This is a genomic window from Rickettsiella grylli (assembly GCF_000168295.1).
Lineage (GTDB): Bacteria > Pseudomonadota > Gammaproteobacteria > Diplorickettsiales > Diplorickettsiaceae > Aquirickettsiella > Aquirickettsiella grylli.
The window spans coordinates 1,424,325-1,446,314 of record NZ_AAQJ02000001.1; the positions used below are offsets into that span (position 1 = coordinate 1,424,325).

At 33.3% G+C, this 21,990-nt stretch carries 17 protein-coding genes and 1 pseudogene; 4 read left to right on the forward strand and 14 right to left on the reverse strand.

The window, feature by feature from the left end:
- The first annotated feature begins 77 nt into the window (after positions 1-77).
- Positions 78-470, forward strand: coding sequence for a type IV pilin protein (locus tag RICGR_RS07565; protein WP_006035672.1), 393 nt, complete (start codon positions 78-80; stop codon positions 468-470).
- Between the two features lie 323 nt (positions 471-793).
- Here the strand turns inward: RICGR_RS07565 and RICGR_RS06605 are convergent, their stop codons facing one another.
- The 6 genes and pseudogenes from RICGR_RS06605 to RICGR_RS06630 form a co-directional block, all read right to left on the reverse strand.
- Positions 794-2,047: a hypothetical protein gene (locus RICGR_RS06605; RefSeq protein WP_040615672.1), complete on the reverse strand. Its 1,254-nt coding sequence runs from the start codon at positions 2,045-2,047 to the stop codon at positions 794-796.
- A 76-nt stretch (positions 2,048-2,123) separates the two neighbouring features.
- Positions 2,124-2,378, reverse strand: a pseudogene (locus RICGR_RS07740) (transposase); the annotation flags it as partial.
- A gap of 106 nt (positions 2,379-2,484) precedes the next feature.
- Positions 2,485-3,273 (reverse strand): TauD/TfdA family dioxygenase, encoded by a 789-nt coding sequence (locus tag RICGR_RS06615; protein WP_006035107.1) that lies wholly within the window; start codon positions 3,271-3,273, stop codon positions 2,485-2,487.
- Positions 3,274-3,342: 69 nt separating this feature from the next.
- On the reverse strand, positions 3,343-4,563 hold the full coding sequence (locus RICGR_RS06620) for an IS256 family transposase (RefSeq protein ID WP_006034785.1): 1,221 nt from the start codon (positions 4,561-4,563) through the stop codon (positions 3,343-3,345).
- 57 nt (positions 4,564-4,620) lie between these two features.
- A complete protein-coding gene (locus RICGR_RS06625; RefSeq protein ID WP_006035927.1) occupies positions 4,621-5,811 on the reverse strand; it encodes a sensor histidine kinase in 1,191 nt (396 codons plus the stop codon).
- A 64-nt stretch (positions 5,812-5,875) separates the two neighbouring features.
- On the reverse strand, positions 5,876-7,561 hold the full coding sequence (locus tag RICGR_RS06630; RefSeq protein ID WP_006035089.1) for a hypothetical protein: 1,686 nt from the start codon (positions 7,559-7,561) through the stop codon (positions 5,876-5,878).
- Between the two features lie 543 nt (positions 7,562-8,104).
- On the opposite strand from RICGR_RS06630, the gene RICGR_RS06635 reads away from it, so the two are divergent.
- Both RICGR_RS06635 and rpiA read left to right on the forward strand, forming a co-directional pair.
- Positions 8,105-8,314, forward strand: a complete 210-nt coding sequence (locus tag RICGR_RS06635) for a hypothetical protein (RefSeq protein WP_006034710.1) — start codon at positions 8,105-8,107, stop codon at positions 8,312-8,314.
- 101 nt (positions 8,315-8,415) lie between these two features.
- A complete protein-coding gene (gene rpiA / locus RICGR_RS06640) occupies positions 8,416-9,084 on the forward strand; it encodes a ribose-5-phosphate isomerase RpiA (RefSeq protein ID WP_006035511.1) in 669 nt (222 codons plus the stop codon).
- Here the strand turns inward: rpiA and ahcY are convergent, their stop codons facing one another.
- The 6 genes from ahcY to RICGR_RS06670 all read right to left on the reverse strand — a co-directional run bounded on the left by ahcY (position 9,085) and on the right by RICGR_RS06670 (position 17,042).
- The gene (ahcY, locus tag RICGR_RS06645) at positions 9,085-10,401 is read right to left on the reverse strand and encodes an adenosylhomocysteinase (RefSeq protein ID WP_006035585.1); all 1,317 of its coding nucleotides are present in this window, start codon (positions 10,399-10,401) and stop codon (positions 9,085-9,087) included.
- A 125-nt stretch (positions 10,402-10,526) separates the two neighbouring features.
- Positions 10,527-11,711, reverse strand: coding sequence for a methionine adenosyltransferase (gene metK, locus RICGR_RS06650; protein WP_006034974.1), 1,185 nt, complete (start codon positions 11,709-11,711; stop codon positions 10,527-10,529).
- 132 nt (positions 11,712-11,843) lie between these two features.
- Entirely contained in the window at positions 11,844-13,127 is a 1,284-nt protein-coding gene (locus RICGR_RS06655) for an MFS transporter (protein WP_006035211.1), read from the reverse strand.
- Positions 13,121-14,434: an MFS transporter gene (locus tag RICGR_RS06660; protein ID WP_006035942.1), complete on the reverse strand. Its 1,314-nt coding sequence runs from the start codon at positions 14,432-14,434 to the stop codon at positions 13,121-13,123. Before RICGR_RS06660 ends, RICGR_RS06655 begins: the two co-directional genes overlap by 7 nt.
- A gap of 154 nt (positions 14,435-14,588) precedes the next feature.
- Positions 14,589-16,316, reverse strand: coding sequence for a hypothetical protein (locus tag RICGR_RS06665; protein WP_006035339.1), 1,728 nt, complete (start codon positions 16,314-16,316; stop codon positions 14,589-14,591).
- A gap of 141 nt (positions 16,317-16,457) precedes the next feature.
- Positions 16,458-17,042: a thymidine kinase gene (locus tag RICGR_RS06670; RefSeq protein WP_006035445.1), complete on the reverse strand. Its 585-nt coding sequence runs from the start codon at positions 17,040-17,042 to the stop codon at positions 16,458-16,460.
- Positions 17,043-17,105: 63 nt separating this feature from the next.
- On the opposite strand from RICGR_RS06670, the gene RICGR_RS06675 reads away from it, so the two are divergent.
- Positions 17,106-17,663, forward strand: coding sequence for a thioredoxin family protein (locus RICGR_RS06675; protein WP_006035605.1), 558 nt, complete (start codon positions 17,106-17,108; stop codon positions 17,661-17,663).
- An 85-nt stretch (positions 17,664-17,748) separates the two neighbouring features.
- On the opposite strand, the gene RICGR_RS06680 is transcribed toward RICGR_RS06675, so the two are convergent.
- Positions 17,749-19,761, reverse strand: a complete 2,013-nt coding sequence (locus RICGR_RS06680; protein ID WP_006035763.1) for a hypothetical protein — start codon at positions 19,759-19,761, stop codon at positions 17,749-17,751.
- A gap of 61 nt (positions 19,762-19,822) precedes the next feature.
- A complete protein-coding gene (locus RICGR_RS06685) occupies positions 19,823-21,955 on the reverse strand; it encodes a hypothetical protein (protein WP_006035134.1) in 2,133 nt (710 codons plus the stop codon).
- Positions 21,956-21,990 lie beyond the last annotated feature (35 nt).

The following is a 21,990-nucleotide window of genomic DNA, read 5'->3' on the forward strand; positions in this document are numbered from 1 at the left end:
CGTTTTTGATAAATAACTTGTATAAACTCTTTTATTATGTTTATTTTTATAATAAAGCATAATAAGGAGTTTATAGCGTGAATACTGCTGGATTTACTTTATTTGAATTACTGATCGTCTTAGTGATAATCGGCATCTTAACGACTTTCTCCACCCCTATTTACAGACATTTGGTAAAAAAAACGCGTCGTAGCGAAGCAAAAATTGCCTTAATTAATCTTGCTCAACATATGGAAATTTACTATCTTGAAAATAATAATAGTTATGAAAAAGCCAGTTTTAGCAAACTCCATTTAAAGAACATGACTGAAAAAAAATTTTATCAACTCACTTTAAAAAGTACCTCTAATACGTATCAACTATCCGCCAAAGCACAATTTACTGATCCAGAATGCTATCTTTTTATGCTGAATCAATTAGGTGAAAAAACCAATAAAGGCAGTGGCTCAAGTCAATGCTGGTCAGCTTAAATTTCCGCACATTTCATTTACTCATTTACTACGAATGTGCGTTTAGCTGCTATATTTTACTAGAAATCCTTGGGAATTAAGGCCAATGCTGGCTATTATTTTTAGGTTAAAAAATAATCTTTACCTTAGTAAAAATAATTTGTTATTTAATTAACGCATTTTACCATTAAAATACAACTAATTTAACCCCTCATCGCATTTGAGTTAGAATTTTCAGAAAATTTCAAATGATAAAAAATAAGTGTTTTATGATTGAAACTCTTGAACTGCTATTATATTTTCTGTGAATATATCTCATCCAGATTAACAAAAAAATGTAATATTCAATTATTGTAATTTAAAGAAAATGGTATAAAAATAGTAGTATCACCTTGTGCGATATTTATAATTGATTTAGAAGAACCTCTTAAAAGACCTGGTCCTAAAAAAATATTATTAAAACTAAGTATTGTGCCAACCAGGTACAAATTATAGTAGTTTTTGTTGAAAATATTATTTGTAATTGGCGATGAATCACTTAGAAACCGAAAAAATGGTTGATTAACAAATGGTTGGGCAATATATTCAAGTCTTTTATTACTTAGTATGTCATGCATTTTGGTAGAGTGATCCTCTTTACCGATAATCATACCTTCGCCTTTACCCGCCGTATTCTTTTTTAAAACCCAGTTTTTCATACTAGATTTAATATTATGTATAATATCATTATTTAAAATATAAGTGGGGATAATATAGCTCGTTAATCTATTATATTTTTCAAGAGAAATGTAATTAGACATAATTGTTCTATTTGACAATATGGATAAAAAACGTTTGTCGTGTACTATGAATATCGTTCTTATATCATTAAAATGAGTTTGTTGGATTATTTCGTTAAGTAAACTTGGTTTTAATTTAAGTAATTCCTGTTGATGTAAATTAAGTATCATCTGAACACATTTTTTTTTATTTTTAAATAAAAATTTAGGTGAAGATATCAATTCAACTTTTAAATTTGAAAATATTTTTTTTCCTACAGTTTTTAATAAGAAAATATCTAAACTTTTTTCTTTATTAAAAATAATATGAATAGAATGTTTAAAATCAAAAAAATTCTCGAAGATGTCCAAATTTTTTATTTTATTTACATTTAGAAAAGAAAGCTCAATTTCAAATTTTTTGAATATTTCATCTGATAAGCATTGAGAAAGAACAAATGCATTCAAAGGAAATCTAGCATTTATTTCACATATTTTAATTTGATAGTTCTTATCTAAAACAAAATCAGGACGAATAAACCCTATTTCATACGGCTTATCTTCTAATGAGTGTAATAAATCAAGTGTTTTATCATCTAATGCAATAATCTGCTGTAGAGAGGGATCTATAAAAAAATTACTTACTATTTTTGGTATTACTTCTATAAGTAATGAATGACAATCCTTTAATTGAGAAAATAATTGTTTATCAAATAATAACGGATAAGGATTGATATTTAAGGAATCAAAACATATAGGAGTATAAAGTTTATTCAAATTCTTTATTAAAGTATGTTTGTCTCTTTGAAGATGACAACAATTTATTAAAGGATTAGGCATAAAATGATTTATAGATAACATAGATATATACTTTCTTGAGTCTGCAAGAACATTTGTGTAAATTAGCTATGGTGCCTATTCTGTCACCAAATTCGATAGTAAAGCGAGCCAAAGCAGGCTTCCAATCGCGGATAGGCATAGTCCATTTTTTAGCAATAATTTGCATCGCCAAATAAATTTGTTTAAATGCCGCTTCATCTGAGGGAAAAATCCGTTTATTTTTTATAAATTTCCGTAAAGTCATATTCAGTGATTCTATCGCATTGGTAGTATAAATCACCTTACGAATTTCAGTGGGATAGCCAAAAAATGGAATGACATTTTCCCATGACGTGAGTCTGTAAATAAAATTGTGTAGTGCGCCATGAAGCACTACACAAAATGGTTTACAGACTCACTTTCTTTTAATAAAAAATTCTAATTTCACTTACTAATAATTAGCCACGAAAAAAACGAATACGTTGCAAGTGCCTCCTCGAATCTTTTACATGGGTTCTTGCATGCAGAAATCTTTTATTATTTAGTATAAGTATTTGATCATTTTTCAATGTAAGTTTCCGGCTATATTGTGGAAAATAAATTAAATTTTCTAATTCTTCTATTGCCTTTAATTGTTTAAAAGTGAGGCTATCTAAATCAATAATTTCACGGCGAAATCGTATATTACAATTAGCATCAATAATACATGCTTGTATACAACTTTTTCCCTTAAAAAACTCGTGCGGCACCTTTATTGTTACAGGAAAATTTTGTAATACTTTGAGAGTTTCTTTAGATAAAGAATTAAGTAATATTTTACTATCAACAATTAAATTGTTACCTCCCATTTTTTGATCTGCATGTAATACATATAGTGCAAAATAATCAGGTACATTTTCTTCATAGGAACAATCAGTATGAAAGTGAAATTCATAATCTTTATGTGATCTAGGCAATTGTTTTTTATTTTCTCTCGATATCTTAATATTCCATATAAAACTATCTTTTTCATTATGAGTGTGCAAAATACCTAAACTTTGAATAAGTTGTTTGAAAGTAAAACTATTATCTCGGTAATTTAAAGAAAAAATACAGATACCATATTTATCTAGTAGATCTGCACAATTTTCATAAGAAATACTTATAGAATTTTTTATTTGAAAATAACAAGGAAGAGGAAGTTCTAGTTTAGGACATCTGTTAAAAATTCTTTCCAGATTATGTTTAGATGACCGTAATTCATTCATAAAATAATTTTTTAAAATAAAACTTAAACTTTATTTGAGAGTGTTCACAAAACTGTGTCATTAATAATTTTATCGTAACTGTAAATTTAATCTGCCATCAAAAAATATCTGTAGTTGAGAGGCAATTAAGGCCCAATTATGCAGGGGCTGGTACCACTTTTCTAGTATTTTTTGACAGGCACAGTAAATTAATTTAAGTAAGGCATTTTCACTAGTAAAAGCGCCTTTATTTTTGGTATATTTACGCACTTGCCGATGAAACCCCTCCACTATATTCGTTGTGTAAACAATACGTCGTAGCTCTTCTGGGTACTTAAAATACTGAGACAAACGCTCCCATTGAGTTTGCCAAGACTTAATCACAGCAGGGTATTTTTTACCCCATTTTTCATCAAGCTCCAATAGGCGATGCTCGGCTAAATCCTTGGAGCTCGCACGATAAACCAATTTTAAATCAGCCATAAAGGATTTTTGATCTTTGCTGGTCACGTACTTTAATGAGTTACGGATTTGATGAATCACACAAAGCTGAATTTCTGTCTGGGGGAAAACCTCAGCAATGGCTTCAGGAAAACCCTTTAATCCGTCAATGCTAGCAATGAGAATATCCTCAACTCCGCGAGCGCACAAATCATTTAAAACGTGTAGCCAGAAACGAGAACCTTCATTTTCAGAAAGATACAGCCCTAAAATTTCTTTACGACCCTGATTGTTAACACCCAAAACCGAATAAAAAGCACGACTACTGACTTTTCCTTCAATACGCACCTTAAAATGCATGGCATCGAGAAATACGATGGGATACACAGATTCTAACGGTCTATTTCGCCATTCCGTTATAACCGGCATTAATTTATCGCTTATCAAGCTAATTTTAGCGGCTGAAACCTCAAGACCATACATATCCGCCAGATGTTCTTGGATCGCCTCATAGCTCATCCCAAGTGCATACAATGACAGTATTTTGTTATCTAAGGACTCGTTTAAAACCGTTTGACGTTTCTTAACCATTTGTGGTTCAAACGTTCCTAAACGGTCTCGGGGTGTTTCTAGCTCAAAACTTTCTGTCCCCGTTTTTAATAACTTACTGGTTTTTCCATTGCGTCGATTTGAGATATCCGTTGCTTTAGATTCTGATAAATGAGCGTCTATTTCCCCCTCTAACGATGCTTCGATAATTTGTTTTATTAACGGCGTTAATATTCCATCTTTTCCTGTTAACGATTCTCCTGATTTTAGCCGTGCTATCGCTTCAGCTTCAAATTCTTTACTGAGTATGGCTTGTTTCATGTCAACTCCTAAAATTGTTGATTTAGTTTAGCGTTGACACAGTTAATTGAATACTCCCTAATCCGGCAACGGTATTTCTTCTATCGTGGTTTCGCCCATCACGAAAGGTTCTTGAAAAGGAATGAAACACGTAAACGTAGCACCGTGATCCAATTCACTTTCAACGTAAATCTCACCATCCAGGTCATCAACGAATTGTTTGACAGTGGTTAATCCTAGACCTAAGCCTTTGTAAATCCCTTTGTAGGAAGGCGTTAAACGCTTGAACCGAATAAAGATCTCCTCTTGCTTATCTTTAGGTATACCCATACCGGTATCACTTACACTCAGTTCGACGATGACTTCTCTTGATTCTTTTTTCTTGAGTGCAATATTGACAGTAACCTGTCCTTTTTTAGTAAAGGTTAATGCATTGGAGAGCAGCTCTAATAGAATACGCTGTACGCGTACGGGGTCACCCATTACGTATTGAGGAATGCGCTCATCATAGTGAAACTGTAAAATGAGTTGCTTTTCTGCGGCCAAGGATTTATTAAGGTTGATGATTTCTTCCAATGGTTGACGTAAATCAAATTTCTTTTTAACGAATGGAATTTCACCCGTAGCGACTTGAATCCCTTCTAAGACATTATTATGGAAATCCAGTAAGGCATGGCTGGATTTAACAAGATCGTTCGCATACTCAGAAATAGTCAGATCGTTAGTTTTTGATTGCAGCAACTCAGCACACCCTATAATGCCAGACAATGGTGTTCGTATATCGTGACGCATGTTTTCTAGAAATTCAGTTTTAGCTTGGTTGGCCACTTCTACTTGTTTTTTGGCTTTTTTTAGTACTTCTTCTTGTTGTTTTTCTTTGGTGACATCAACAGCCACTCCTGTAATAGCAATTATTTTCCCCATTTCATCTGATACAGGGAAACCACGATCGATAATCCATCGCATTTCTCCGTCAGATCGAATAATACGATAATTTTCTCTAAATCGGGCTTTTAATCCATCCTCAACTACCTTTTGTTTCATTTTAAGAATAGGATGAATTTTTTGGTCTGCTGGATATAAATGGCTAATCCAAATACTCGGATCTTTATAAAGCGCTTCTCGGGATCGACCCCAAATTTCTTCATAAGCTGGGCTAACGTAGGCAAGATAAGTAAACTCTGGATCGCCAAGCCAATATACTTGTTCGCTCTGCTCAGCAAACTGGATTAAAAAAGATTTAATACTCTCTAACGTTAGCAGGCTCATAAAAATTCTCTCTGATTATTTCAAAGTAACTCATCGTTGAAGGATAGCTTAAATAATAAATAAACTATGTAATCTTCAATGTTGGGATGGAAACTCCAACACTATCTTTTTGTTCTAAATTAAAATCAATTTGATCTAATTGAAGAATAAACCGTTTTAATAAGTTTAATATCTGCTGAAAAATAATTTTTTTTTGCTGGGTCGATAATTGGGTTTCCCAAAAAATCATTTCTTTTTGAAAGCAACGATGAAAATCTTGAAACCAACGGTCATTTAATAAAGTTAACGATGAAGAATTTAATTCTGAACCTAATAAGGGAGAAAAAGATTTTAAGAAAGTTTGATAGATAACCACCGTCGCATAAAGAACGAAGCTTTGAATCAATGGATCGGGATAGCAGAGTAAGTCTTTAAACCACTCCGAAAAGTGCTGACGATGTAGATTGCTTTGTTGATCAAAAAATTTAAACGACAAAATCTGCGAAATTTCTAAATTTGCTTCCATACTATCTAAACCAAGCACCTTCCAATCGTGAATTAAAGCATCACCGACCCCACTCATGGCCATCGAAAGTTCTTTGAGAAAATTTCCCTTTGGGCAGTCTATTACTGACCATTCATTAAAGCGACAAACAAAAGCTGCACCTAAAAAATCAATGAGCGCAAATCGAGCAAAAATTTTAGGGATTATTTCTCTCGCATTTGATAATTTTCTATAAATAACATGGTTTTCTATAGAGGAAAACCCATATTGAAATATATCATTTTGTAAAAAACTGAACATCGATTTTGAATAGAATGTCATCCAATGATCGTGATTGTACTTCTTCTTTAGGTTACTTCTATTCAAGAAGTAATTTTTAGTTTCCTTTTGGAAAAGATCAGTATAAAAATCAGAATTTTTTGAAAATTTTATAGCGCTGTCATGCCATACTGTAAAGGTATCGAAGAAAATATCTCCCACTTCTTTTACTAAAGAAGCAATGATTTCCTGACAAACAAAATCATCTACATTTTTTTTATATCTATTGGAAAGCTCTTTTTTTTCTAAAATTAATGTTTCATCTTCTTTTGACTGGAAGAAAACTGCTTCGTTCTGAAGATGGCCATTTTCTAAGTCTAAATGATATTTACCAAAATAAGGATAAGTTTTCCCTGATCGCAATGAAAGATCTTCAGCTAAATTTACCGTAGCAGAAAAAAAGGTTTTTCCAGCGGTCTCAATTGTCTCCATCAAAGCAAATCGTTCAAATGGATATGGATGGTAATAAGCCAAACGATATAATTTTAGTCCCTGTTTTTTCATTGTCGCATCCCATGTTGTCATGATGGAATGCATATAATCACTGTATTTCCAACTCAGTAAAGTATCTACTCCTAAAGTATCCCAATCTTTCAAAAATAACCGCGAATGGGTGGCATCTTCATAGGTATGTGCATTGATTACTTCTTCAAGAGAATTTGGTGTTTGCGTATTACAAGGGTAACGAAGATAATACTGATTAAAATCCTCGAAGCCCATAACAAATTCAATCATGGGTGGCATCATATAAGCTAAGGTCTGATGATTTTTTTTTCGATTATGTCTAATCCAAGACTGTATTAAATGATGTTGTTTAAAGCGTTGTGCTTGATTATCAATTTTGGGTTCCAGAAAACACTGAAACTGGCTTAGAAAGGCTTTATTATTTTTTAAAAAGGACGAACTATTAAAAAGCGGTACTCGAGATCTTGCATAGGTTGAAAGCATAAAATTCTTATTATCGTAAAGATGAAATATAAAAAGTCAAAAGTACTTCAAATATACATTTTTTATTTCTAAATCTATAAAAAATGAAATGATGTGAAGTAGTAAAATAAAATTGTTTATCTTTTCCAGTAAAATGTCAATATTTTAAGCTCATGTATATTAACAATTTTCATTAAAGAAAGCGATTAAAACAGAAGAATTGCTTTTGCGCGTGAGAACTATTAAAGGTGAAAACTTCTAATCATTCTGCTATTGGGTAAAAATGACTTCTCAGGATTTATCCGATTATGTCCATGGATGATAATTTCTTAAGGCTTCTCTGTAAAATAAGTTACCAAGTAGGTAAAAAACATGATTTTCTTGCTAAATTTAAAGTTTTTTGCATATTGAATTAAATAATACGCGCATAGTATAGTTAAAAAAAGATAGTATTTTGTCACTTTTTAGCGGTTCAACTTAATTTAAAATTCAATAACCCGAGAGACAAATATTTTCTTCATAGAAGCAATAAGGATTTTAACAATTTTTTATGGAGATACATTTATGTTAGCGCTACCCCAACCAATACGTTATCAAATCGTCGCGCAATATCGAGATAATATGATGTTAATTAATATTCTCGATCAAGGCTTGTATTTTATACGTTCCGCTTATCAAATATTTACCATTCCAACACTGATGAATGGGTTTTCACAAGAAGATGCGGCTATAATAAAATATATTGTAAATTCAGAAAATCATAATTTGAAATAACCCTCTATTGATTAAAAAACATTTATTTTAAATAAGTTATATAATAATTTCACTCAAGCGTATCAACGTAAACTTTTAAAATTTTATCTCAGGGGATTTTAATGGAAATACAAAATCTTGAACGTTTAAAAAAAAAACTAGCAGAAACTACATTAGCGTACATTAGCCCCGGATCCATTTTAGGTCTAGGCAGTGGTAGCACCATCAATCATCTGATTACCGCATTAGCCGCTATTCGACATAAAATCGAAGGCGTCGTTCCAGCTTCCTTAGAAACTGAAAAACGATTAAAAGAACTTCATATTCCTGTTTTAGATCTAAATAGTGCCGGAGAATTAATGCTGTATATTGATAGTGCTGATGAAGTCAATCCTCATTTGCAACTTATTAAAGGAGGAGGAGGGGCATTAACGCGAGAAAAAATTATTGCTTCCGCAAGCCAGAATTTTATGTGTATTATTGATGAAAGTAAGTATGTCGGAATGCTTGGTCAAAAAGGTTTACCGCTTGAAGTGATTCCAATGGCGCGTAGTTACGTTGCGAGAGAGATAGTAAAATTGGGAGGATTTCCTTTTCTTAGAGATAAATTTATTACTGACAATGGAAATATTATATTGGATACTCAGCATTGGGATTTTACTGACCCTATTAAACTTGAACGTTTACTCAATAATATTCCAGGCGTAGTCAGTAATGGATTATTCGCCCAGCGTCCTGCAAATAAACTACTTATAGCCAATAAAAACGGCATCAAAATCATTGAAAGTTAATTAATAACGGTAATAATCCGATTTATAAGGCCCTTGGCGTTTTACGCCAATGTATTGCGCCTGATCAGGGGTTAATTGGGTTAATTTAGCACCTACTTTTTCTAAATGTAAACGCGCCACTTGTTCATCAAGTATCTTCGGTAACCTATAAACTTGTCCTTTTTGGTACCGTTCATTATATTGCCATAATTCAATTTGTGCTAAAACTTGATTAGTAAAAGAATTAGACATGACAAAACTGGAATGGCCTGTTGCACAACCTAAATTAACTAAACGACCTTCTGCTAGTAATAATAAACGTTTTTGGTCGGGAAAATTGATCTGATCCACCTGTGGCTTGATATTTAACCAATTAAATTGGCGTAGCCCAGCCACATCTATCTCTGAATCAAAGTGACCAATATTGCAAACGATAGCCAAATCTTTCATTTGTTGCATATGATTTAAAGTAATGACGTCTTTATTCCCCGTTGCCGTAACGAATATATCGCCTAATGCAACGACTTCATCCATCGTAACGACGCGATAACCTTCCATGACTGCTTGTAATGCACAAATAGGATCAATTTCAGTAATCCAAACCGTTGCCCCATACGCTCGAAGACTTTGTGCACATCCTTTTCCAACATCCCCATAGCCACACACAATAGCAATTTTCCCTGCAATCATCACGTCAGTGGCTCGCTTTAAGGCATCAATCAATGACTCTCTACAACCATAAAGATTGTCAAATTTAGATTTTGTCACCGAATCGTTCACATTAATAGCGGGAATACGGAGTGTTTTTTCTTTTTGCATTTGATAGAGTCTATGCACACCGGTCGTTGTTTCTTCTGATACTCCTTTAATCGCCTGTAGTCGTGTAGGATGCTTTTCATGAAGTAATAAAGTTAGATCGCCACCATCATCTAATAATAAATTGGGCGTCCAATCATCCGGTCCCGCTAATGTTTGTTCAATACACCACCAAAATTCTTCTTCTGTTTCTCCTTTCCAAGCAAAAACGGGTACGTTCTTAGCGGCCATAGCCGCAGCAGCATGGTCTTGCGTGGAAAAAATATTGCAGGATGACCAACGTACTTCAGCACCTAAATCAAGTAAGGTTTCAATTAAAACAGCCGTCTGTATCGTCATATGTAAACAGCCCGCAATCCGGGCCCCTTTCAGGGGTTTTTCAGAACCATATTTTTTCCGCAAAGCCATTAAACCAGGCATTTCTTTCTCGGCAATCGTTATTTCTCGTCGCCCCCAATCCGCTAAACTTAAATCTGCAACTTTATAGTCAGTGATGTTAATTTTTAACTTTTCTTCAATCATAAAGGAATACCTTTAAATACTAAAAAATTGAGCGAGCATCGCATCATTAAAATACTATAAACGCGCCGATACAATAGAAATCAGCAGTCCTCTTGTCGAAGAGGGCAAATTAAATGAAGAAAAAACTAAAACTCCGTTAATTTACTTTCATGCGCTAATAAATCCGCGCGTAATATTTCTTTCTTATCGATTTTTTCCCAAGGAAAATCTTCGTTTTCGCGACCAAAATGCCCATACGCTGCAGTACGTTTATAAATGGGTTTTAATAAATTCAACATTTCAATTAAACCAAAAGGTCTTAAATCAAAATGTTGTTGAATAAGCTCAATAATTCGTCGATCAGATAATTTAGCGGTACCAAATGTATTGATGTTGATAGCAGTCGGTTCGGCAACACCAATCGCATACGAAATTTGAATCTCACATCGATCCGCTAATCCTGCCGCAACAATATTTTTTGCCACATAACGGGCCGCATAAGCCGCTGAGCGATCAACTTTGCTCGGATCTTTTCCGGAAAAACAACCTCCGCCGTGACGGGCCATACCCCCATACGTATCGACAATAATTTTACGCCCGGTTAAACCGGTATCGCTTAAAGGCCCTCCAATAACAAAACGACCGGTGGGGTTAATATAATATTTTGTGGTTTGTGTTAACCAGGCGGGGGGGAAAATCGGCTTAATAATTTCCTCCATAACCGCTTCTTTTAGGTCATCATAGGCAATATCAGGATCATGTTGAGTCGAAAGAACAATGGCTTCAACCTCAGTAGGCTTTCCATTTTGATAACGTAAAGTAACCTGGCTCTTTGCATCAGGACGCAACCAATTTAAACTATTATTTTTACGTAGTTTTGCTTGACGTTCCATTAATCGATGCGCATAAGTAATCGCTGCGGGCATAAATACTTCGGTTTCATTACTGGCATAACCAAACATTAAACCCTGGTCACCCGCACCTTGATCAAGTTTATCCAGTTTATCAACTCCCTGGGCAATATCGGGAGATTGTTTACCAATAGCCGTCATCACTGCACAAGATTCCCAGTCAAACCCCATCGACGAACTGTTGTACCCAATTTCTTTAACGGTTTCTCGAACAATTTGTTCTACGTCAACCCAAGCGGTTGTCGTAATCTCTCCAGCCACCAAAACCATGCCTGTTTTAACGATCGCTTCACAGGCCACTCTAGCGTTCATATCCTGACGTAAAATTGCATCTAAGACCGCATCAGAAATTTGATCAGCCACCTTATCCGGATGACCTTCTGACACTGATTCTGAAGTAAAGGTAGTATAATTATCCATTTTTTATTCTCAAACTTTAAAAAAAGAAATAAGAATTTAACGATGTTAAATTTAAAAAAGTATATACTATCGAATCTTTTTTAAAATAGCCAATTTAAAACGTAATTGCATTATTTTAGAGCATTTTACACGTTACGACGTGGGTTCTTGCATTAAAAATGTCGCCATAAACGCAAGAGAAAATCCAATAGGGATGATGAGCAAGGCACGATGATAATCACTCGGAGAATACACTCTGATTTGATTGAATAGCATTCCTTGAAAGTTAGCATCCATTAACCAACCAAATAAAGGTTGGAACACGGCATAACCGCTGATGGCCATAAAAGACACAACGCTCACAGAAGTGGCGGTTATACTTTTCGGATTACTCGCTGCAACTAAAGGATAACTCAAAACTTGAGTACTCGTAAAAAAACCTAATGCAAAAAATAATAGCGCAATGTTTGTTATAGACGCCATTGGCACATCGATAATTGTAATCATTAAGACGAAAGAAATAATGACGCCTAACATCATCAGTGGGATACGTTTCTGAAACCTGTCAGAAACCCAACCCACAACAGGTCCACCTATAATGGTTCCTACGAAAAGTAAACTGGGTGCAAATGATGCTTCTGTTGCAGAAAAATGGTTCGCTTGCTGTAAAAACAACCCTCCCCAAATAGAACCTAAAAGAACCATCGGTAAATTTAACAACGCCACATAAAGACCACATAAGCTATTTTGTGGATTGAAATAAGCCAATCGCCAACTTTTTAAAAGACCCATACGAGAAAGTTCTTGATGCATTTTTTTTTGTTCTTGTTTTAAATTTTCTGGATAATCTCGAACGACGCTCAAAATTATTAAGAAAATAACAACCCCTAAACTGGCATCAAAAAGTAACGCATAGCGCCACCCTACGAATTCAACTAATAACGTTAAAGGTGTTTGAGCAACCATACCTCCCAACATAGCCATCGTGACAATTAAGCCACTGACCAACGCCATATTTTTTGCTGGAAACCAACGCGAGGCCAATCGAATGCTGCTTAAAAAACAGAACGCGCTACCAATGCCGCTCATAAAACGAAATAGAGCGGCTAAAAAAAATGAATGGGTCATTGCAAAAGCAGCGATACCAATGATACAAAGAAATAAAGAAAAAAGAATAATTTTACGGGTTGAAAATCGATCTAACAAAGCACCCGCAACGGGTAAAAATAATAAATTAGCATAAAAATAATAAGCAGAAAGTTTGCCTAATCCTGTTGCATTCAGCGAAAAAGCGCGCATCAAATCAGCACTGATCGCATTAAACATATTCATTTGAATAAATTCATAGAAAAAAAATAAAGCCGCTGAAAAACAAACGATCCATGCTAATTTTTTATCCTGTTCTAACGCACGCCTGCTATAGGCCGAAGTCAGCATAAATTTTTCTCATGGATAAATGGTTGGCAATAGGTTTCACGCAAACAAAACGCTACGATCAAACTCACACTAAAACCGAGAGGGATTATAGACATTCCATATAAAAAATTACTACGCGAATAATACGGAACTCCGTGTAAAATAGTTTGATTCCAATTTAAATCAATCAACCACCCAAATAAGGGTTGAAAAACGGCCCCACCTCCCATAATCAGAATCGAAGCCAGGCTGGTCGCAAGACCCGTTAAATGTCTCGGATTACTTTCTGCAATTAAGGGATAACTAATAATTTGTGTACTCGTAAAAAACCCTAACAGTAAAAACAAAACAAGTAACGTATAAAAATGCAACGTGGATATCAATAAAATAGCGGTTAAAATAAGCAAGGAAAATAACGCGCCTATAATCATCAGCAATCGTCGCCTCGCAATAAAATCAGAAAACCAACCGACGAAAGGTGAGCCAATAATAGTTCCTAAAAAAATCATGGTTGAAACTAAAGAGGCTTGCGTTTTTTCCAAATGATGCACTTGCGTTAAATACAACGTTCCCCACAACGCGCCCAGTAAAATAATGGGTAAATTTAAAAGACACGTATACAATCCAGCTAAAATATTCTGTTTATTTTGCAACGATAAACGCATACTTTCCATCACCGGAATAGGCTTAATAGCACTTTCTATTATTTTTTGAGATGGATACGTCATGGGATAATCACGAACAAAAAGATAAATTAATAACGTAATTAAAAGACCTAATCCTGCGTTGATCAGAACTGCATTTCGCCAGCCTAATGCATGCACGACTAATGCAAAAGGCGTTTGCGCCACTATTCCTCCGGACATTGCAATCGTTATAATAATACCAATGATCAGTGCTAATCTTTGCGAAGAAAACCAACGTGTTGCTAATTTAATACAACTTAAAAAGCAAAAAGCATTACCTATCCCTGCTATAAAATGGCTCAATGCTGCGACTTTAAAAGAAGCACTAAAAGCAAACAGAATCGTCGATAAAACGACCATCACCATGGCGGTGAGTATAATTCTACGAATTGAAAATCGATCGACAAGAACGCCCGCAAACAATAAAAAAATAACATCTGCATAAAAATAAGTGGCAGACAAAAACCCCAATTGGCTCGCATTGATTGAAAAATCACGCATTAACTCCTGACTAATCGAGTTAAACATACCCAGCTGAATGAATTCATAAAAGAAAAAGAGTGCGGCGGACAAACAAACCAGCCAAGGTTCGAGCGTACAAAAACTGCGATCATTCATTCGCTTAGACGGGGTTATCACCATGAACGTGCCTCAAATAGAATTAACTTCACGAATTTTTAGTCTTTTATTTTTATAGCCTATTTGGGAGGCGTAGTGTATAACAAGACCGCTCCAATGTCCAAGTCAAACCATCCCGATGAAGTTTTACAATGAGTGTCACCGTATTGTTCACTGTTCAGGAAGAATGCGTCCTTAACGTTGAACTGTCTGATATTTGAACATCTAAAGAAGCCAACGACGATCGTCTGAAAAAAGTGCAACTTAAACCCTTTAAAACTTGTTTCGTTGCGTTTACTCTCGCAGAAATGAAGTCGCTCTCTTCATCTTTTATACGATTACTCGCATAGGAATTCATAAAACAGGCAACACTCGCAATACGAGAAAGACGAGAGTCTGTAAAAACCAGCGCAGCATTGCCTAACGCATTGATTATTAATGCAAAAAACTCCACGAATTTTGTCAAATAATACGGGATGTCTTTCGTAAAATGAAGGCTAACATTACTTTTCAATAAACTATTACACCATGCCAGCGCGGTATTTAACGTAAACGGTAGATCGCCGATGATTGCCGCTAAGGTTATCGCATCCGCAGCAACCCAACCTAATAACCCTGCTAAAGTCGCTGTACCGGTAAAATCTAAATAAATTAAACCAAAAAAAGCAGCCCCCATAACCACTATTTTTAAAGCATAATTGAAACTGTGCCGCCACTTAAGATTTTGCCATTTTTCCATCATGTTTTGCTTAATTATTTGCCACGAAAGCTCTGATTTCAATATCTCAGTAAATGTTCTAAACATCACGATACTTAAACCAACGAGCAACGCACTTGCTAATAGACCTAATAAAATGACAGTCACATGGGGGCATGTTACGGCCAAGGTGGAACAAATAAGGGCTAACATTTTTGAACCTTCCAGATACGTAATGGCTGCCGCTGCAATGCCGACCGATAAAGAAAAAAATCCAGCCGGTAGAAGTAAACATTTTTTACTCATCGATAATTGAAGACGATGACCGTGTTGATCGATAAATTCAGTCCTGTTGCCATTCCAAAGATTTTGAAAAAACTGCGGAACATGCTGTGAAAAAAGTTGAAAATTAGCTTTGGTTCCTGCTAAAAAAATCAACAAACTTAAAGGAATGACCATTCCCAGTGGCCCGCTAAAACTCGTTAATAATATAAAAATAGCACCGCCGGTACTCAATCCGCACGCGAACGATGCCAGTAACCCAATCATTAAACCGCATCCATAAAAAAACTTATCAGGCCATCGTACATAAGAAGCAATTAATTGAGTAGCCTCTAAAAAGGTATTTTCAATCGTTTCATACGGCAAATTAAATTTTTTATACTTTAAAAATTCTTTAATATACCCTATTAAAGTTTCTTTTTTAAATTTCTTCTTTGCATTAACTTCAGTATGCGCATACTCGAGTGATTCTAAAAAAAAGTTGATCAACGCAATTTCTTCAGTATTTTCAGCACTGTTGGCCGCAATTTCTTTAAATTGCCACAATTTTTCATAGACTAATTTAAATAATCCTAAATGGATTAATCTTCTAATCGATTTATTTATATTTTTTTTAAATTTTAGTTGTTGACGTTTTTTTTTATATTCATTATCGGCATCATTAATCCAATTTTCTTCCAAATCAGCCCACGCCTGAATAAAACAAAATAATTTAAATATATTTAATAATTCTATTTCCATATTAAATAGAGTTCTATCAAACTTGTTTTTTTTTACATTCGAAATAATTGCGTCACGTAGCGCCTCATTATTAATCATTTCTTTACTTTGAGCCTTTTTGACAAAAGCGAATTGCTCCGTTAAACCTGAGACGTAAAGTTTTTCAATGTATTTCTTTGAATAATTGGATACTCTATGAGTAGGCATAAAATTTATTTTTGAATAAAAACAATTCCCATCTGGAAAAATACAAAAATCAATTCTAAGCCGGTAAGATTAAGAAAATATTAATAAAAAAGGTGGCGGCTATCTCTCAATAAAGATGCATTTTTAGACTATTCCCTAAAATTAAATTTTATCCGCCAATTTAAAATGCTTTCTGCAAACTGCCACATAACGCTCATTACCGCCTATTTCGATTTGTTTACCCTCTGTTAACTTACGATGGCGTGCATCAAATCGTATATTCATCGTCGCTTTACGGCCACAATGACAGACTGTTTTTATTTCAATGATTTCATCAGCCCATATTAATAAATACAAACTTCCTTCAAAAGGTTCCGCCCGAAAATCACTCCGCAAACCATAACATAAAACAGGGATATTAAAACGATCAACGATAACCGTTAATTGTAATACTTGATTTTTTGTTAAAAATTGCGCTTCATCGATTAAAACGCATTTGATTATTTTCTGTTTTTGAGTTAAATAAGCGTCCATTTTTTTTAATAAATCGTCTTTTGGTGTAAACAAATTCGCTTCTGCGCTTAAGCCAATTCGTGAGCATATACGACCCGATTGAGAACGATTATCGATGGCGGGAGCAAACAGTAAGGTTTCCATACCACGTTCTTTATAATTGTAACTGGCCTGAAGCAATGTTGTACTTTTGCCCGCATTCATCGCTGAATAATAAAAATAAAGCTTAGCCATAGTCAAAAATATCAAAATTAGTTAAATTATGAAAACGCTTAACCATTAAAGAGGAATATTTTTATGACACTCACCCCTTCTCGCATGCTCCCATTAGGGACCAAAGCACCTGATTTTACACTACAAGATACACTGACGAGCAAGCCCTATCATTTATTCGATCATGTGCGTGATTCGAAAGCCACCGTCATTATGTTTATATGTAACCATTGTCCTTTTGTAAAGCATGTTATTCAGGAGATTATTCGTTTAGCGAAAGACTATCAAGCGAAGGGCATTTCATTTATAGCCATCAGTGCGAATGATGCCCTAAATTATCCAGAAGACGCGCCTCATAAAATGACACAACTGGGCAAACTATTAAACTTCAGTTTCCCCTATCTTTATGATGAAACTCAATCAATAGCCAAAGCGTATCACGCCACCTGTACTCCTGATTTTTTTATTTTCGATAAGAATCTCTTATGCGTCTATCGAGGTCAATTCGATGACTCTAGACCTAGCAATAAAATTCCAGTAACCGGTAAAGACATTCGTTCAGCTTTAGAAAACATACTCAAAGAAAAACTGGTTAATCCACACCAATTACCGAGCATGGGTTGCAATATTAAATGGAAATAAGTCGAAATTTAGTTGACCCTTTTGTAAACTAAAGAAAAAGTCGCATCGTCGTTTGATACGGAAAATTTGCTGTTTGTTTTATTTTTTAAACATTGATTCGACCAATCGAAATAGAGCAGTTTTTTTCATTTTCATGTTCATACTGGCCAGTTTCCAATGCTTTTGCCAATTCATTGACACACCTTTGTGCATTATCGGATAAAAGAGAAATCTCACCTAAGAGTTCTTTTACGTTTTCATGACTGTTTAATCTATCGATTATTTCTTGACGCGATTGGGGAAGATCAAGCAAACGTAAACTCATCGATGTATTTTCCATCTCTATTTTTGAAGATTTAAGTCGTACTTGAATAGAAAACAAAGCATCTAGAACGTGAATATGCGGCGTTTTTTCGATGCGTCGAAATTCTTCCTCAATTAAGTTCAAAAATAATTTTTTCGCTAAACGTTCTCTAAATCCTCGTTTAAAAACGGGATAAGGATTCATACCCGCTACTATAAAATGCCACCATTTTAGTTTAAAAATCTCATTTTCGATTCGCTTTAAATCAACACATTGGTAAGCATTGAAAAGAAATTTTTTTACAAAAAAATGCTTATGATATGCATTGAAAAAATAATATTGACCTGATAAAAAATTTAAGACATTTTTGAAATAATTACTTTTATTTTTTAAATATTTTTTTGGGTATACAACAGTGTCGTCATTATGAATAAAAAATTCATTTAAAATTTCGAAATGCCGTTCTAAAATCTTTTTCAGACTATTATCTACAATAAATGCATTTAAAAAACGAGGCTCTTGAAATATTTTTATTTTCTTTATATTTTGTAAATCAAATAAACGATACTTATTATTAACAGGTAGTGAGCCTTGTTTAAATAAACTTAAAAAACATTCTAAATAGTTAATTATTTTATCCCTATTAAATTCTTTTTTCATCCGTTCATAAGAATCATCTAAAGCGTAAATATACGTTAAAGAAATTCCCAAGCGCTGAGAAAAAAGATCAATTTTTTTCAATGTTTTCTTTATTTTCTGAATTGAAAAAATAATATTTTCAGCATACAAAATAAGCGCTTTAAAATTTTCGTAATTCATTGCTTCCAGAAAATCAATTAAAAAAATCTCTTTTTTTGCTATTCTTTCAAAATCACATAATTGGACACTCAATGATTGCATTCCCTTAGAATGTCGCCATTCACTTAGTTTTTCCTCGATAAAAGATACATTTTTTTCCGATCCAAAAACTTCACGTTCTTTTTCCGCTATTCGGTTTTCTAATAAACATTTCTCTTCTATCATCCTAATTGGCTTTTCTTTACGTCTCGAAAAAAATACTTCGTCACCGTAAATTTGGTTTAATCGTTCTGCTTCCTTAAAAAACAAATAGGATGAATCGTGATCATAGCCAATGCCATCCTCATCACACCGAATGACCCTTGTCCTTATTTTTTTTTGAGAAAGTTTTTTTCTTGTCGGAATATGTTTAATTTCTCTAGCATATAAAAGGCTTTCGGGATAAGAAAACAATTTTTTTGAATCAAAAACTAATGGTGTGGTCTTTCGCGCTAATGTATCTATTAAAAAACTGGGTTGGTCTTTCAATAAGGTATTTAACATGAATTTCGATTTTTTAAATAACCTTATCAGTGTTGTTAATGTGTTTACCGAAAAAAAATGATTGGTCGTAGTAAAAACCGCTAATCGATTAAATTCTTTTAATTCTGTTCTTACGCTAAGATCCCCTGTATTCGCTTGTTTTAAATAAGAAAGAATTTTAAATATTTTCTCTTCAGGTAAACAATCAATATGGGTTATAAGATGACAGAAGCAACTTTCTATTAAATTTTCTATTTTTTGATCATTAATACCGTTTGTTTTTGCTCTAAAATAATTGTGGATAGTATTTATAACAAAGGCTATCATAGGGCCGTCATGTGAAGGGTGAGACTTTCGACGAAGCCACTGTAAAATTTTCATTTCTTTTTCGGAAGAATCGCTTCCTATCATGCTCATTGTTGTCAATCTTTGCTTTTCAATTTTCGCAACCAGTTGAACATTATTTTTTGATGATGTTTCAGATTTATTTAGCATTAAATTCCCAACTCTTTGTATCATTAGGCATTTCTTTCTATCAATTCACTACAATAAATACCTACCTCCTACCTATTACTCCTTGCCTATTATTAATTTTGTTTTCGCTACCGCAACTCCTATTTATTTCAAAAAAGTCTGTATGGTTAACAGAAGTTGATCCCGGCTCTTTGTTTGACAAATAATCAATCTGCTGTTCTGAAATTTTTAATTGATGTAAATTTCTATTTAGATCGTGTTTAAAACATTTTAAAATTTCATTAACCTTATTTTGAAGATAAAGTTTATTCGAAATCATTATTATTTGGTTTAGCATTTTTTCTTTATCGCTATTTATATTTAAATAACGTTTTGAGTCTTCAATCAGACGATTATCGCCATATAAAGCACATTGTTCTGCCCACGTATTCGCAACGTTAACTTTATCTAACCAAGGCCAACGAATAATGCCATAGCTTAACAATTCCCAAAAATTGTGGGTTAAAATAAAATTTTTAATCACATTAAAACTCGAAGTACTCTCTAATTGAGCTTGTATTTTCTTCAACGTAAAATCAAAACTCAAACAGCCACAATAAATTAATTTATAAAAAAAAGTAGATTTTCCGATTCCGGCGACAAACCATGGTTTTTTCTTTTCAATAGCATGCTGCATTCTTTCTAATTCAGCAGCAAGCTGTTGAATCAATACATTAAATCTATCATTAATAGAACTATTAAACTTCTTTATTAAATTAATAACGTGATTGACATCGATTTGTTGACTCGGCAATTGTAGAGGCGGGCTATCGCAACGATCATCATGTATCGTATTTTTTTGAAAAAATGAGTTCCACTTTTCCAATTCGTTTCGAATAGTCAGTAATTCTTTTTTCGTGGGTATCAATAAATGCTTCAAATCATTTTGAATCACTTTCTTGTTTTCTTTTTTTGGGAAAGATTTAAAATTTTTTTGAATAAGTTGTGAAGGTTGTGCTGAATTTATTTCTGTAAACTCGTTTAATTTTTTTTCGACATGAGAGGCGAGCAATTTTGCAGTTGACTTAATCAAATTAACCTTACTTGTTTTTTTGGTGAGTAACTTAAAATAAAAATTTAAATCATTATTATATGTTTGAATAACATTTTTTTTTGATTCTTTTTCTTTAGTACAGTCACGATTAGCTTCGTAAAGCTTAGTAAATATCTTTTCATTGTCAATACATTCTGGAAAGTAGCACTTAAAATCATCTTGTAAAATATCATCTATAAAATAGGTTTTTTCTTGATGCTGGGTATTTAAAGTGTTCTCCATTGATTGGAAAATTTTTTCTTTAAAATCTTTTTTAAATTCTATTAAATAATCACTCAATGTTTTTGATGTAAATAGTGTATTAAAAATATTTTTTTTTGAGGTTATCGCTTGATAATTGTAAGCCTCCAATGCGTGATAGACCAAGTTTATAACTTGATTCATATCGTCTACATCAAGATGAGAGTCATTAATACATTTATTTGTAAATAAAGTAATAAAATGGATTACGGGTGAATCAATTTGTTGCTTTAAAATTTCTAAAAGTTGATTGAATAACGTCTGAAAAAGTAATTTTTTATTTAATTCACGAATTATTCCAAAAAAATTCTTTCTTATTTCTTTTGCATCCTTTTCATCAATCTCTCCTATTAACTCGGTTGCACAGCGTAAATCCTCTTTATTAGGGTGTACGCCAGGCTCATTAATGAACAATTTCAATAAATCAAATAAGCTCATTAATGTTTTATTAACGTTTGGATCCGTTATAGATTTATTTAATAATAGTATCGCTAATTCAAAGTACTTTAATTTAAGCTTAATGTTTAAGCTTAAAAGTTTAAAAACAAACTCTTTTATTTTATTATATTCGTTTTGTTTTTCTGTTATTTTATTTCCTAGTGCATTAGCGTATAAAATTACTAGGTTGTATCTTACGTTTTTTAATTTCGCTAATAAAAGATAGGAATCTGATAAAGTGATTAGATTATCCGGTAGATCTTTTTCAATGTGTTGGACCGTTTTTATTTTATTTTTAAATCGTTCTGAAGCCTTATCAACAAGAAATTTAGCACTTAATGCATTCAGTTTATATTCACATTGAAGACAATTTAATAAATAATGTTGTAATTTTTCATCTTCTACTGAAGTTTTAATAATATTTTGAAATTCTTCTTCATTCATAATTTTTCCTGAAACTATTAATTTTTAAAATTTTT